The sequence below is a fragment of the Pseudomonas sp. SH10-3B genome (assembly GCF_019891415.1).
In the GTDB taxonomy this organism is placed as follows: domain Bacteria; phylum Pseudomonadota; class Gammaproteobacteria; order Pseudomonadales; family Pseudomonadaceae; genus Aquipseudomonas.
The window spans coordinates 33297-46441 of record NZ_JAFLXD010000014.1; the positions used below are offsets into that span (position 1 = coordinate 33297).

Sequence of the window (13145 nt, forward strand, 5' to 3'; positions counted from 1 at the left end):
GGGCATGGAGTGCAGATGCCAGCTCTATACGTGATGATTCCGGCGGCGCTGCTGTTAGTGGGCGTGGCCATCTACATCTTCTTCTGGGCGGTGGACAGCGGCCAGTACGACGACCTCGACGGCCCGGCCCACAGCGTGCTGTTCGACGACCAGGACCCGAACCACCTCGCGGCCGTCGACGAAGCCAACGGCCCCGAGCAACCGCCCACGCCCAAAGACCCACCCCATGCTTGAGCTGGCGCCGCTGCTGGTTTCTGCGCTGATCCTCGGCCTGCTGGGCGGCGGCCATTGCCTGGGCATGTGCGGCGGGCTGATGGGCGCACTGACCCTGGCGATTCCCAAGGAGCAACGTAGCCGCCGGTTCCGCCTGCTGCTGGCGTACAACCTGGGACGCATCCTCAGCTATGCCACCGCCGGGTTATTGATTGGCCTGGCCGGCTGGGCCGTGGCGAACAGCCCGGCGGCCCTGTTCATGCGCGTGCTCGCCGGATTATTGCTGATCTGCATGGGCCTGTACCTGGCCGGCTGGTGGAGCGGCCTGACCCGCATCGAAAGCCTCGGACGCGGCCTGTGGCGCTATATACAGCCCGTCGCCAACCGTTTGCTGCCGGTGTCCAGCCTACCGCGCGCATTGCTGCTGGGCGCGCTGTGGGGCTGGTTGCCGTGCGGGCTGGTCTACAGCACCCTGCTGTGGGCCGCCAGCCAGGGCAATGCGCTGGACAGTGCGTTGCTGATGCTGGCTTTTGGCTTAGGCACGTGGCCAGTACTGCTGGCGACCGGGTTGGCGGCCGAACGCGTGACCGCGTTATTGCGCAAGCGCAGCGTGCGTATGGCCGGTGGCCTGCTGGTGATTATTTTCGGTCTCTGGACCCTGCCAGGTCCGCATCAGCACTGGCTGATGGGCCACTAAAAGGCTATGTGGCATAGCGCCGCTCCCCGTTGATGCAAATCAACATGCCATACCGGCCACGCCCCTAGACTCGGCCTACCAGCCTATCCGGGGAATGCCCGCATGCTCGACGCCATTCGTTGGGACACCGATCTGATTCACCGCTACGACCTGGCGGGACCGCGCTACACGTCCTACCCCACCGCCGTACAATTCGACAGCCAGGTCGGCACCTTCGACCTGCTCCACGCCCTGCGCGAAAGCCGCAAGGCCACGCGACCGTTGTCGCTGTATGTGCATGTGCCGTTCTGCGCGAACATTTGCTACTACTGCGCGTGCAACAAGGTGATCACCAAGGACCGCGGTCGCGCCCAGGCCTATCTGCAACGCCTGGAGCAGGAGATTCAGTTGGTGGCCTGCCACCTCGATCCGAAACAGTCGGTTGAACAACTGCACTTCGGCGGTGGCACCCCGACCTTTCTCAGCCACGACGAACTGCGTCAGGTCATGGGCAGCCTGCGCCAGCACTTCAATCTGCTCGACGATGACTCCGGCGACTACAGCATCGAGATCGACCCCCGCGAAGCCGACTGGGCGACCATGGGGCTGCTGCGGGAACTGGGCTTCAACCGTGTGAGTATCGGCCTGCAAGACCTCGACCCCGAGGTGCAGCGCGCAGTCAATCGCCTGCAAAGCCTGGAAGAAACCCGTGCGGTGATCGACGCGGCGCGCACCCTGCAATTTCGCTCGATCAATATCGACCTGATCTACGGCCTGCCCAAGCAGACGCCGATCAACTTCGCGCGCACCGTGGAGGAAGTGATCAAGCTGCAGCCGGACCGTCTGTCGGTGTTCAACTACGCGCATTTGCCGGAGCGCTTCATGCCCCAGCGAAGGATCAACAGCGAGGATTTGCCGTCGCCGGAATCCAAGCTGCTCATGCTGCAAACCACCATCGAACAATTGACCCAAGCGGGCTATCGCTACATCGGCATGGACCACTTCGCCTTGCCGGACGACGAACTGGCCATCGCCCAGGAGGAAGGCACCCTGCAGCGCAATTTCCAGGGCTACACCACCCATGGCCATTGCGACCTGATCGGGCTTGGCGTATCAGCCATCAGCCAGATTGGCGACCTGTATTGCCAGAACAGCAGTGACCTGAACGGCTATCAGACCGCCCTGGCCAGCGCGCAGCTGGCGACCAGCCGTGGCTTGGTCTGCACCACGGACGATCGGTTACGGCGGGAAGTGATTCAGCAGTTGATCTGCAATTTCAGCCTGGACTTCGAACCGATAGAACAGGCGTTCACGATAGATTTTCGCGGGTATTTCGACGAAGTCTGGCCACAACTGGAGGTGATGGCCGAGGACGGCCTGATCGAGTTGGATGCCCAAGGCATTCGCGTGCTGCCCGCCGGACGGCTGCTGGTGCGTTCGGTATGCATGGTGTTCGACGCGTACCTGGAGCATCAGAACCGGCAGCGGTTTTCGCGGGTGATCTAGTTACATCGACAACGAAGCGGCTTTGAGCGCGTCATCGGCACTCATGGTTTTCATCGCTTTGGCCAGGGAGGTCTGGGCCGTCATCAAGCCTGCCTGCAAGGAACTGATGGCGCCCTGCACACTGGCGGTCTTGGCCCGAGCCTGTTCCGGGGTCAAGCTTTTGTCAGCCGCGATCGCCTGGAGCTCAGCCATTTTCTCGGCGATCTGCTGTTTCAGTTTACGGATCATTTTCAGCACTTCTTTGACGCTATCGTCCAGGCCGCTGTCGTCGATATCGGCATTCGCGCTTTTGCTCGCACCGGCCGCCTTGAACGCTTCACCGGAAATAGTCACCGTAACCCCTTCAACCACTTTGGTTTCAGGCGCGGTCGCGGACGGAGTTTCCTTGGCCGTGGCAGTGGGCTTCGCGTCCGGCACGCTGGGTACACGGATGGCAGGGTTGTAAGCCGCGATAACAGACATGGTCCAAGCTCCGACGGATAGATGTGCCCCTTGTATCGGCATCGATACAAAAAGCTTTATACCGCTGCCTGTTTCTTGTACACGCTGGCCTCCCCTCCCCCCAGTGCGGTACCCTTACGTCTTATGTGTGTTTTCCCACAAGGATCTAAGAAATGTCCGAGCCAGTCAAACTGCGCGCTCACAGCCAGGCTCACTGCAAGGATTGCAGCCTGGCCCCCCTCTGCCTGCCACTTTCGCTGAATCTGGAAGACATGGAAGCGTTGGACGAGATCGTTAAACGTGGTCGCCCGCTCAAGAAAGGCGAGTTTCTGTTTCGCCAGGGCGACAAGTTCGATTCCGTCTATGCAGTACGTTCGGGCGCGCTGAAGACCTTCAGCCTGAGCGACGGCGGCGAAGAGCAGATCACCGGCTTCCACCTGCCCAGCGAGTTGGTCGGGTTATCGGGCATGGACACCGAGATTCACCCGGTGTCGGCCCAGGCCCTGGAGACCACGTCGGTGTGCGAAATCCCCTTCGAACGCCTGGACGAACTGGCCCTGCAATTACCACAACTGCGCCGCCAACTGATGCGGGTGATGAGCCGCGAGATTCGTGACGACCAGCAGATGATGTTGCTGCTGTCGAAGAAAACCGCCGACGAGCGCATCGCGACCTTCCTGGTCAACCTGTCGGCGCGGTTCCGTGCCCGTGGGTTCTCGGCCAACCAGTTCCGCCTGAGCATGTCGCGCAACGAAATCGGCAATTACCTGGGCCTGGCGGTGGAAACCGTGTCCCGCGTATTTACCCGCTTCCAGCAGAACGAACTGCTGGCCGCCGAGGGCAAGGAAGTGCACATCCTCGACCCGATCCAACTGTGCGCACTAGCCGGTGGTTCTTTGGAAGGCTGATGCAGACACTTGCGGCCGCGCCAATCGACGAGGCCGCAGGTATACTTCGAGTCCGTTTTCCGCCCAGGACTCTTCGACGATGACTTTCGATTCGTTCGACATCAAATCCCTGATCCGCCCCGTCATCGACTTCCCCAAGCCTGGGGTGATCTTTCGTGACATCACGCCCCTGTTCCAATCGCCCAAGGCCCTGCGCCTGGTGGCGGACACCTTTGCCCATCGCTACGTCGAGGCTGACTTCAGCCATATCGGCGCGATGGATGCGCGAGGCTTCCTGATCGGCTCGATCATCGCCTATCAACTGAACAAACCGCTGATCCTGTTCCGCAAGCAGGGCAAGCTGCCGGCTGACGTGCTGTCCGAGGGTTACCAGACCGAATATGGCGAAGCATTCCTGGAAGTGCACGCCGACAGCCTGTGCGAGGGTGATTCAGTGCTGATGTTCGATGACCTGATCGCCACGGGCGGTACCTTGATCGCGGCGGCGAACCTGGTACGGCGCATGGGGGCGAAGATCTTTGAAGCGGCGGCGATCATTGATCTGCCGGAACTGGGAGGCTCGCAGCGCCTGGAAGATATGGGGATTCCCACTTTTTGCCTGACGCAGTTTGCGCTGACCGAACGGTAACGGTTGCCCGGACTGACGCTGCCGGGGGCAAGCCCGCCCTCACAACCCCATCTGCTTGCTGATGATTTCATTCATCACTTCGCGGGTGCCGCCGCCGATGGACAGGATGCGGTTGTCGCGATACAGCCGCTCCACCAGGCTGCCGCGCATGTAGCCCTGGCCGCCCAGGATCTGCACGGCGTCATAGGTGACGCGGTCGGCGGTGTCGGTGGCGAGGTTCTTGGCCATCGAGATCTCCTTGATCACACTGATGCCAGCGGCCATTTTCGCCGCCTGGCGGTAGGTGAACTCCCGCGAGACCTCGACGGCGGTGGCCATTTCCGCCAGGCGATGCTTGAGCACCTGGAATTTGCCGATAGGCTTGCCGAACGCTTCGCGCTGGGTGGCCCATTTGAGACTTTCCTCCAAGGCCATCTGCGCAGTCATATTGGCCATAAGGGCCAAAGCCAGGCGCTCGCTCTGGAAGTTACCCATGATGCAGGCAAAGCCCATGTTCTCGGCGCCGATCAGGTTGCCGACGGGCACGCGGCAATCGTCGAAGAACAATTCAGCGGTGTCCGACGCCCACCAGCCCATTTTCTTCAGCGGTTGGCCGACGGTGAAACCCGCAGTGCCCTTCTCGATCAGCAACAGGCTGATGCCGCCAAAGCCCGGTGTGCCAGTGCGTACAGCCACGGTATAGAAGTCGGCACGGATGCCGCTGGTGATAAAGGTCTTGCTGCCGCTGACCCGGTAATGCTCCCCGTCGCGGACGGCGCGGGTGTGCAGGTTGGCCACGTCGGAGCCGCCGCTGGGCTCGGTAACCGCCAGGGCGATGATCTTCTCCCCCGACAGCACCAGGGGCGCCACCCGCTCGCGCACCTCAGGCCGCGCCCATTTGACGACAGGCGGTAAGCCAATATCCAGCGAGCCCAACCCTGCGACCACGCCGCCGGAACCGCAGCGCATCAACTCCTCGCTGGCGGCCACCTTGGCGAACAGATCACCTTCGTGACTGCCGCCCAGCGCTTCGGGGTAGCCAATACCGAGTACCCCGGCCGCCCCCGCCTTGAGGTACAACTCACGGGGAAAGCTTTCCGCCTCCTCCCACTGCTCGACGTCCGGCAACACCTCGCGCTCGACAAAACGACGCACGCTGTCGCGGACCAATTGGTGGCTGGGGTCGAAGTAGTCCTGATAGGCAGACATCGGCAAGCTCCACGGTGAGGTGGAGCGAAATTACCAAGCGCTTGCTTGGTTATCAAGCCATGCACAAATCAAATGTGGGAGGGGGCAAGCCCACTCCCACATTTGATGTGTGCTGATCGTTAGAGGGCGATGGGTTTTCGGCCGGCGAAGGAATGGGCCAACGTGCCGCCGTCCACCAGCTCCAACTCGCCACCCAGCGGCACGCCATGGGCGATGCGCGAAGTGACCAGGCCTTTGTTGCTCAGCAGTTGGGCGATGTAATGCGCGGTGGCTTCACCTTCCACGGTCGGGTTGGTGGCCAGGATCACCTCGGTAAAGGTGCCCTGCTCTTCAATCCGCGCAACTAACTGCGGAATGCCGATGGCCTCCGGCCCCAGGCCATCGAGCGGCGAGAGGTGGCCCTTGAGCACAAAGTAGCGCCCGCGATAACCGGTCTGCTCCACCGCGTACACGTCCATCGGCCCTTCTACCACGCACAGCAGCGTGTCGTCGCGGCGCGGGTCGGCGCATTGCGGGCAGAGCTCTTCTTCGGTGAGGGTACGGCACTGGCGGCAGTGGCCCACCCCAGTCATGGCCTGGCTCAGGGCCTGGGCCAACCGTGTACCGCCACTGCGATCACGCTCCAGCAGTTGCAGCGCCATGCGTTGGGCGGTTTTCTGGCCGACACCCGGCAGGGTACGCAGGGCGTCGATCAGTTGGCGAATCAGGGGGCTGAAGCTCATGGGCGAATGGTCCGACAAAACAACGAGACGCGGTTTATACCCGCGCCCCGGATTAGCGTCAAATGCTCAATCCTGCGCGACCCGCACCACCAACTTGCCAAAGTTACGCCCCTCCAGCAAACCGATAAAGGCTTCGGGCGCCTGCTCCAGGCCCTCGACCACGTCTTCGCGAAACTTGATCTTGCCATCGCGCACCCACGGCGCCATGGCGCTAAGGAACTCGGGCTGGCGATCACCGTAGTCGTCAAACACGATAAAGCCCTGGATCCGCACGCGCTTGGTCAGCAAGGTACGCTGCAGCGCCGGCAAACGATCCGGCCCGCTGGGGGCTTCGTGGGCGTTATAGCCGGCGATCAGGCCGCACAGCGGAATACGGGCCCTGGGGTTGAGCAAAGGCACCACCGCATCGAAGACCTTGCCGCCGACGTTCTCAAAGTAGATGTCCACCCCCTTGAAGCACGCCTGGGCCAAGTCATCGGCAAACGTCGAGCTCTTGTGGTCGATGCAGGCATCAAAGCCCAGTTCGTCCACCACGTAGCGGCACTTGTCGGCACCGCCCGCAATCCCGACCACACGCAGGCCCTTGAGCTTGGCCACCTGGCCGACCACCGAACCCACGGCGCCGGATGCTGCGGCCACTACCAGGGTTTCACCGGCCTTCGGCTGGCCGATGTCCATCAGGCCCATGTACGCGGTCATGCCTGGCATGCCCAGCACACCGAGCGCCATCGAAGGGCTGGCCAGGCCGTTAGGCACGGGGACCAGGTTGCGGCCGTCGGAAATGCTGTGGCTCTGCCAACCGGTGGCGCCCACGACCAGGTCACCCACCTCGAACTTAGGATTACGCGACTGCTCGATACGGCTGACAGCACCACCGGTCATCACCTCGTCGATTTCCACCGGCGCCGCGTAGGAAGGTGCGTCGCTCATGCGACCGCGCATGTAGGGGTCGAGGGACAGGTACAGGGTCTTCAGCAGGACCTGGCCGTCTGCCAACTCCGGCAAGGTCACCCGTTCCAGGCGGAAGTTTTCCGGGGTGGGGGCGCCTTGGGGGCGTGAGACCAGGACAATGCGCTGGTTCAATGTCGGTTCTTGAGGCATGAAGGGGCTCCTTTATCGAATACATCGGTACAGGGTGCAGACCATGCGTGCCGTGCCAGGGTTCGATCGGATTGGCACAAACAAAAATGCCAGGCACGGGGCCTGGCATTGGAGTCTAGCTAAAACCTGCCGATCAGAACGGCAGCTTCATGCCCGGTGGCAGTTGCATGCCAGCGGTCACGCCGGACATTTTGTCCTGGCTGTTGGCTTCGATCTTGCGCACCGCGTCGTTGACCGCCGCAGCAAACAGCGCTTCGAGCATTTCCAGGTCATCTTCGCCCACGCCTGGCAATACGCTTGGGTCGATGCTCACGCGCTTGATGTCGTGACGCCCGGTCATCACGACGCTGACCATATCGCCACCGGCCTTACCGGTGACTTCGGCGTTGGCCAGTTCTTCCTGCATCTTGGCCATCTTTTCCTGCATCTGCTGTGCCTGCTTCATCAGGCCGGCCATGCCACCTTTCATCATGGGAATTACCTCAAAAGTACGTGGATCAATGAGTAGCCCGGTGTCAGGACGCCTGGGGCACCGGGGCTTCGACAGGTTCAATAGTATCGTGACGCACGACCGCGCCGAACTGTTGCATCATTTGCTGGATAAGTGGATCGCCGTGGATCGAGTCCTCAGCCTCACGCTGGCGATTGATACGCCGACGGGTGGCAGCCTGGGCCGGGGTCTCCTGCTCGGGCTTGATCAACTCGATAGCGATGGTCAGCGTACGCTCATGGTACTGGTTCAGGGCATCGTTGAGGCGCCGTTGCTGGGTCGCGTTGAACAGCGCGCTGTGGGCCGGGTCCAGGTGCAACAGCCAGTGGTCGCCGTCGATGGCGATCAGGGTGCAGTTGGCGGCGATGCTGCCGGTCATGCCGGAAATCGGCAGTTTCGGGAACAGCTCCAGCCATTGCAGGGCCAGGCCGGTGGCCGGCGCAGCAGCAGGTTCTGCCTCGGGCTCCGGGGCCGGTTCGGCGGTGTGCTCGCTGGCCAGGTCGTCCAGGTAGCTGTAGGCCGAATCCATATCCGGCTCAATGTAATCTTCGTCCAGCGGCGGTTCGTCGTCGAGGTCGATGCCCGGGATTGCGGCTTCGACCTGGGCGACGGTCGGCTCGGGCACCGGAGCCGACACCCACTCAGGCGCGGCCGGCACCACGCTGTCCGGCGTCGGTGCCGGCATCGGCGTCAACTCGGGCTGCTCGCCGGTGGTTTCCAGTACGGGCTCGACGTAAGGCTGCTGCTCAACTTCAGCCTCGGCCTCGGCTTCTACCGGGGCGTTCCAGGGCAGGTCGACCACCGGCTCGGGCTCGACAACCGGCTCAGGCGCAGCCACGGGGGCAACCACCACGGGGGCTGGCTCAGGCGTCGGCTCAACGGGGGCAGCAACCACTGGCGCGACCACCGCCACGCCAGCCACTGGTTTGGCGGAATCAACTGTGGCCTGGCTGATCCCCACTGGCTTTAGCGGCTGTCTCGGCGCCTCGGCCGAATCCGCCGGTCGGAACGCCAGCATCCGCAGCAGGACCATCTCGAAGCCTCCGCGCGGGTCCGGTGCCAAAGGCAAGTCGCGACGACCGATCAGGCCCATCTGGTAGTAGAACTGCACGTCTTCGGCCGGCAACGCCTGGGCCAGGGCCAACACGCGGTCGCGGTCGCCATGGCCGTTGTCGACACCTTCCGGCAACGCCTGGGCGATAGCGACGCGGTGCAACACATTGAGGATTTCCGAGAGCACGCCGTTCCAGTCCGGACCTTGCTCCGACAGGTGGCGCACCGCTTCGAGCAACGCCTTGGCATCGCCCTCGATCAGCGCGTGCAGCACGTCGAACACCTGGCCGTGGTCCAGGGTGCCGAGCATGGCGCGCACATCGGCGGCCATGACCTTGCCTTCACCAAAGGCGATGGCCTGGTCGGTGAGGCTCATGGCATCGCGCATCGAACCATCGGCGGCGCGGCCGAGCAGCCACAGTGCGTCGTCTTCGAACGGTACGTTCTCGACGCCCAGCACGTGGGTCAAATGCTCCACCACGCGCTCGGGGGTCATGTTTTTCAGGGAGAACTGCAGGCACCGCGACAGGATCGTTGCAGGAAGTTTCTGCGGGTCGGTGGTGGCCAGGATGAATTTGACGTAGGGCGGCGGCTCCTCCAGGGTTTTCAACAAGGCGTTGAAGGAATGGCTGGAGAGCATGTGCACTTCGTCGATCAGGTAGACCTTGAAGCGTCCACGGCTCGGCGCGTACTGCACGTTGTCGAGCAGCTCGCGGGTGTCTTCGACCTTGGTGCGGCTCGCGGCGTCGATCTCGATCAGGTCGACGAAACGCCCTTCGTCGATCTCGCGGCACACCGAGCAGGTGCCGCAGGGCGTCGAAGTGATACCGGTTTCACAGTTCAGGCATTTGGCGATGATGCGCGCAATGGTGGTCTTGCCCACCCCCCGAGTACCGGTGAACAGGTAGGCGTGGTGCAGCCGTTGGCTGTCCAAGGCATTGATCAGAGCCTTGAGCACATGGGTCTGGCCGACCATTTCGCGGAACGAGCGCGGACGCCATTTACGTGCAAGAACCTGATAACTCATCGAAAACCGTCGCAACTGGGAAGCGGGAGCCGGTAATGCTAGCGGAGCAAGGGGGAAATTGCATCCGGCACGCTCGTCTAATCTGACTAAGCTCTGCTGACTGGCCCCGAAAAGGCCTGAACCCGGAGAGTGTATGCGCGTAGTCCTGGGCACTTTATGGATGATGACCACGGCTTGCCTGGCGGCGCCTGCGCCGCTGCGTTTCTCGGTTTCCGACAGCTGGGCAATGCCCATGGTGCAACTGGAGGACGGCCGGCCCACCCAAGGCATTTTATATGACCTGATGTTGAGCCTGGCCACCCAGGTGGGTCGGCCAGCGCAGTTCCACGTACTGGCGCGGGCGCGTATCTCGACGGCCATGCAAAATGGCGATATCGACGTGCGTTGTTACGTCACCCAGGCCTGGTTCGAAAATATGTCCGGCGATTACACCTGGAGCATCCCGCTGATGGTGCAGCGCAACCTGCTGGTCAGTACCCAGGAGCCCGTGCAGCCGGTGCAGGCGAGCAAGTTGGCGCCCCAATCGATCGGGACCGTGCTCAACTATCGCTACACCAGCCTCGACCCGCTGTTTGCCAGCGGCCAACTGGCCCGTGACGATGCGCGCAGTGAAGAGCAGGTGCTGCAAAAACTGGTGGCAGGGCGTTTCAAGTTTGCGGTGAGCAACGAATGGATACTCGACCGTTTCAACCAGCGCATGCCGGTGGGCAAGAAGCTGCATAAGGTCGCGGTGATTGATGAGCAGAAGATCGGCTGCACCGTGCGCAATGACCCCGACGTACCAGTGCAGCGGATCCTGCGCACCCTGCTGCGAATGAAAATGTCCGGCGAGATCGATGAAATCATCAAGCTGTACACCGGCGAGACTCCTGACAAGAACTGACAGTGCGGCCTTATAGACTCAGCGCTCTCAAACGCCCGTTCTCAAGGAGCCCGCATGAATACCGTCGCCCATTACTTCCTGTTGTACGTCGACAGCCCGGCCACCAGCGCCAACTTCTATAGTCGTCTGCTGGACAAGCCACCGGTGGAGCTCAACCCGACGTTTGCCCTGTTCATTCTCGACAATGGCGTAAAGCTGGGGCTGTGGTCACGTCACACCGTGGAGCCGGCGGCGCAGTTCACGGGGGGTGGCGGTGAAGTGGGTTTCTCGCTGCCCGACACGGCGGCCGTGGACGCGCTGCACGACCTATGGGTCGAGCGCGGCGCCCTGATTGTCCAATCACCGACGGCTTTGGATTTCGGCTACACCTTTGTCGCCCAGGACCTCGATGGCCACCGCTTGCGCGCGTTTAGCCTGAGCGACTGACCGCCAGCGCCCCTCCAGGCTGATGGCCGCCACGCTGGCCAGCACGATCACAGCGCCCAGCATCACCTGCAAGGCGATGTGTTCGCCCAGCAATGTCGCGGCCATCAGCATCGCCACCGGCGGGATCAGGTACATCGCCACCGACGCGCGACTGACCTCCACATGTTTCAACACGTACCCCCAGGCCAGATACGCCAAGGCGCTGGGAAAAATACCGAGCACCAGCACCGCCCCGTTCTCCGCCAACGGCGCCTGCACCACCGCAGCAGGCAGGCCCGGCAGGTTCACACACAGCATCAGGGTGCCGGCCCACACCATGTAGCACGCCATGGTCAACGGACTGTAACGGTGGGCATAGTGTTTCTGCAGAGCGAAATACACGCTCCACGACACCGCCGCCAGCAGGATCAACAAGCCACGCGGGTCGATCTCTCCCAGCCCCTGATCCCCCCAGATCACCACCACCACGCCGAGCAGCCCCAGCAATACGCAGCCCCAGCGCCAAGCGCTGACCCGCTCCTTCAGGCAGAAAAACGCGATCAGCACACTGAACAGCGGCGCCGACTGCGCGAGTACGCTGGACGCCGCCGCCGTTACCCATTGCTGTCCGTAATTGATCGCAGTGTGATGCAGGAACACGCCGAAGAACCCCAACACCAGCAACCAGGGCACATCGCGCAGGTGCGGTCGGCCGATGCCCATCACCAGCGCCACACCGCCCATGAACACCGATGCAATCAAAAACCTTAACAACGCCAATTGGCCGGGGCTGTAGCTGTGCAGCCCCATGTGCACGCCAATCGGCGAATAGGCCCAACACAGGATGACGCTGGCGATGACTAGCGTAAGCTTTACGGGTGAAGGGCTATTCATCGACGGCGTCCAGAAACTGGGAAGGAGTGCCGTCAGTCTTGGCCCGAGTAAGGCGCAGGACAATTAACCGTTTCTGACTTCTGCAATCACTGGAACTGAGCAATGGAACTGGCCCAACTGAAAATGGTGCGAGCCGTGGCGCAAACCGGCAGCGTGGCCCAAGCAGCCGTGCTGCTGCATTGCGTGCCGTCCAACGTCACCACGCGCATCAAGCAGCTGGAAGGCGAGCTGGGCACCCCCCTATTCATCCGCGCCGGGCGTGGGCTGGCCATCAGTGCCGCCGGAGAGATTTTCCTGGATTACTGCGAGCGCATTCTCGCGCTGGTGGATGAGTCCAAACGCGCCGTGGACGCCAACGCGATTCCCCGTGGCACCTTGCGGATCGGCGCGGTGGAGTCCAGCGCCAGCGGGCGTTTGCCGCCACTGCTGGCGGAGTATCACCGGCGCTATCCCAATGTCAGCCTGGAACTGGTGACGGGCGCCTGGGGCCCGTTGCTCGACGACCTGCAACACCATCGCTTGGACGTGGCGCTGGTAGCCGTCGGCGACAAGCGCCCCAAGCTCGAACACAGCGTGGTCTACAGCGAGCGCCTGGTGCTGATCGCCAGCGCGTCGAGTGCCCCCATCAATGGCGCCAAGGACCTCGCCGGCCGCACCTTGCTGGTCTGGCCACCCGGCTGCCCGTATCGCGCAGCCCTGGAAAACTGGGTCAAGCCCCATGACTTCAAGCCGAGCATCGCCAGCTATGCCAGTTGGGGCACGATCATCGGCTGCGTCAGCGCCGGGATTGGCGTGGCATTGGCGCCGGAAGGCATCCTGGCGCGCTATGAGCAGGCCACTCAGCTGGCGTCTTATCGATTTGAAGAGCTGGCGGCCGTGGATAACCTGCTGTTCTGGCACAAGGACACCCAGCGACATCTGGCCAGGGATGCATTCGCCGGGCTGTTGCGGGAGACGTTCGGCTAACTCGCAACATGTTGTTTCGGTTATCCTCTCGCGAAATTAATTCA

General features: G+C 62.4%; 15 protein-coding genes. 8 read left to right on the forward strand and 7 right to left on the reverse strand.

Annotated elements, in window-relative coordinates:
• Positions 1 to 15 precede the first annotated feature (15 nt).
• The 3 genes from ccoS to hemN all read left to right on the forward strand — a co-directional run bounded on the left by ccoS (position 16) and on the right by hemN (position 2395).
• Positions 16 to 234 (forward strand): cbb3-type cytochrome oxidase assembly protein CcoS, encoded by a 219-nt coding sequence (gene ccoS, locus J1G35_RS13020; RefSeq protein ID WP_053132914.1) that lies wholly within the window; start codon positions 16 to 18, stop codon positions 232 to 234.
• The gene (locus J1G35_RS13025; RefSeq protein WP_053132911.1) at positions 227 to 910 is read left to right on the forward strand and encodes a sulfite exporter TauE/SafE family protein; all 684 of its coding nucleotides are present in this window, start codon (positions 227 to 229) and stop codon (positions 908 to 910) included. Before ccoS ends, J1G35_RS13025 begins: the two co-directional genes overlap by 8 nt.
• Before the next feature lie 102 nt (positions 911 to 1012).
• Positions 1013 to 2395, forward strand: coding sequence for an oxygen-independent coproporphyrinogen III oxidase (gene hemN / locus J1G35_RS13030; protein WP_223015155.1), 1383 nt, complete (start codon positions 1013 to 1015; stop codon positions 2393 to 2395).
• On the opposite strand, the gene J1G35_RS13035 is transcribed toward hemN, so the two are convergent.
• Entirely contained in the window at positions 2396 to 2857 is a 462-nt protein-coding gene (locus J1G35_RS13035; protein WP_053132904.1) for a hypothetical protein, read from the reverse strand.
• A 152-nt stretch (positions 2858 to 3009) separates the two neighbouring features.
• On the opposite strand from J1G35_RS13035, the gene fnr reads away from it, so the two are divergent.
• Positions 3010 to 3744, forward strand: coding sequence for a fumarate/nitrate reduction transcriptional regulator Fnr (fnr, locus tag J1G35_RS13040; RefSeq protein ID WP_223015156.1), 735 nt, complete (start codon positions 3010 to 3012; stop codon positions 3742 to 3744).
• Between the two features lie 79 nt (positions 3745 to 3823).
• Positions 3824 to 4372, forward strand: a complete 549-nt coding sequence (locus tag J1G35_RS13045) for an adenine phosphoribosyltransferase (RefSeq protein ID WP_053132898.1) — start codon at positions 3824 to 3826, stop codon at positions 4370 to 4372.
• Between the two features lie 39 nt (positions 4373 to 4411).
• On the opposite strand, the gene J1G35_RS13050 is transcribed toward J1G35_RS13045, so the two are convergent.
• From J1G35_RS13050 to dnaX, 5 genes are all read right to left on the reverse strand, one after another.
• Positions 4412 to 5560, reverse strand: a complete 1149-nt coding sequence (locus J1G35_RS13050; RefSeq protein WP_223015157.1) for an acyl-CoA dehydrogenase family protein — start codon at positions 5558 to 5560, stop codon at positions 4412 to 4414.
• 119 nt (positions 5561 to 5679) lie between these two features.
• Positions 5680 to 6282: a recombination mediator RecR gene (recR, locus tag J1G35_RS13055; protein ID WP_027603720.1), complete on the reverse strand. Its 603-nt coding sequence runs from the start codon at positions 6280 to 6282 to the stop codon at positions 5680 to 5682.
• Between the two features lie 66 nt (positions 6283 to 6348).
• A complete protein-coding gene (locus tag J1G35_RS13060) occupies positions 6349 to 7383 on the reverse strand; it encodes an NADP-dependent oxidoreductase (protein ID WP_053132892.1) in 1035 nt (344 codons plus the stop codon).
• A gap of 133 nt (positions 7384 to 7516) precedes the next feature.
• Positions 7517 to 7855, reverse strand: coding sequence for a YbaB/EbfC family nucleoid-associated protein (locus J1G35_RS13065; RefSeq protein WP_003193199.1), 339 nt, complete (start codon positions 7853 to 7855; stop codon positions 7517 to 7519).
• A 43-nt stretch (positions 7856 to 7898) separates the two neighbouring features.
• Positions 7899 to 9953, reverse strand: coding sequence for a DNA polymerase III subunit gamma/tau (gene dnaX / locus J1G35_RS13070; protein WP_223015158.1), 2055 nt, complete (start codon positions 9951 to 9953; stop codon positions 7899 to 7901).
• 133 nt (positions 9954 to 10086) lie between these two features.
• On the opposite strand from dnaX, the gene J1G35_RS13075 reads away from it, so the two are divergent.
• Both J1G35_RS13075 and J1G35_RS13080 read left to right on the forward strand, forming a co-directional pair.
• Positions 10087 to 10836: a transporter substrate-binding domain-containing protein gene (locus tag J1G35_RS13075; RefSeq protein WP_053132886.1), complete on the forward strand. Its 750-nt coding sequence runs from the start codon at positions 10087 to 10089 to the stop codon at positions 10834 to 10836.
• A 54-nt stretch (positions 10837 to 10890) separates the two neighbouring features.
• On the forward strand, positions 10891 to 11262 hold the full coding sequence (locus tag J1G35_RS13080) for a VOC family protein (protein WP_223015159.1): 372 nt from the start codon (positions 10891 to 10893) through the stop codon (positions 11260 to 11262).
• On the opposite strand, the gene J1G35_RS13085 is transcribed toward J1G35_RS13080, so the two are convergent.
• A complete protein-coding gene (locus J1G35_RS13085) occupies positions 11176 to 12135 on the reverse strand; it encodes a DMT family transporter (protein ID WP_223015160.1) in 960 nt (319 codons plus the stop codon). The genes J1G35_RS13080 and J1G35_RS13085 overlap by 87 nt on opposite strands.
• 102 nt (positions 12136 to 12237) lie before the next feature.
• Here J1G35_RS13085 and J1G35_RS13090 point away from each other — a divergent pair, with 102 nt between their 5' ends.
• Positions 12238 to 13101: a LysR substrate-binding domain-containing protein gene (locus tag J1G35_RS13090; RefSeq protein ID WP_223015161.1), complete on the forward strand. Its 864-nt coding sequence runs from the start codon at positions 12238 to 12240 to the stop codon at positions 13099 to 13101.
• The last annotated feature ends 44 nt before the right edge of the window (positions 13102 to 13145 follow it).

Excerpts from the sequence above, each read along its gene's own strand:
- hemN (WP_223015155.1), top strand. The coding sequence starts at position 1,013 with ATGCTCGACGCCATTCGTTGGGACACCGATCTGATTCACCGCTACGAC.
- J1G35_RS13045 (WP_053132898.1), top strand. The coding sequence starts at position 3,824 with ATGACTTTCGATTCGTTCGACATCAAATCCCTGATCCGCCCCGTCATC.
- J1G35_RS13085 (WP_223015160.1), bottom strand. The coding sequence starts at position 12,135 with ATGAATAGCCCTTCACCCGTAAAGCTTACGCTAGTCATCGCCAGCGTC.
- dnaX (WP_223015158.1), bottom strand. The coding sequence starts at position 9,953 with ATGAGTTATCAGGTTCTTGCACGTAAATGGCGTCCGCGCTCGTTCCGC.
- J1G35_RS13050 (WP_223015157.1), bottom strand. The coding sequence starts at position 5,560 with ATGTCTGCCTATCAGGACTACTTCGACCCCAGCCACCAATTGGTCCGC.
- J1G35_RS13065 (WP_003193199.1), bottom strand. The coding sequence starts at position 7,855 with ATGATGAAAGGTGGCATGGCCGGCCTGATGAAGCAGGCACAGCAGATG.
- J1G35_RS13060 (WP_053132892.1), bottom strand. The coding sequence starts at position 7,383 with ATGCCTCAAGAACCGACATTGAACCAGCGCATTGTCCTGGTCTCACGC.
- J1G35_RS13035 (WP_053132904.1), bottom strand. The coding sequence starts at position 2,857 with ATGTCTGTTATCGCGGCTTACAACCCTGCCATCCGTGTACCCAGCGTG.
- J1G35_RS13090 (WP_223015161.1), top strand. The coding sequence starts at position 12,238 with ATGGAACTGGCCCAACTGAAAATGGTGCGAGCCGTGGCGCAAACCGGC.
- ccoS (WP_053132914.1), top strand. The coding sequence starts at position 16 with ATGCCAGCTCTATACGTGATGATTCCGGCGGCGCTGCTGTTAGTGGGC.
- J1G35_RS13080 (WP_223015159.1), top strand. The coding sequence starts at position 10,891 with ATGAATACCGTCGCCCATTACTTCCTGTTGTACGTCGACAGCCCGGCC.
- J1G35_RS13025 (WP_053132911.1), top strand. The coding sequence starts at position 227 with ATGCTTGAGCTGGCGCCGCTGCTGGTTTCTGCGCTGATCCTCGGCCTG.
- fnr (WP_223015156.1), top strand. The coding sequence starts at position 3,010 with ATGTCCGAGCCAGTCAAACTGCGCGCTCACAGCCAGGCTCACTGCAAG.
- J1G35_RS13075 (WP_053132886.1), top strand. The coding sequence starts at position 10,087 with ATGCGCGTAGTCCTGGGCACTTTATGGATGATGACCACGGCTTGCCTG.
- recR (WP_027603720.1), bottom strand. The coding sequence starts at position 6,282 with ATGAGCTTCAGCCCCCTGATTCGCCAACTGATCGACGCCCTGCGTACC.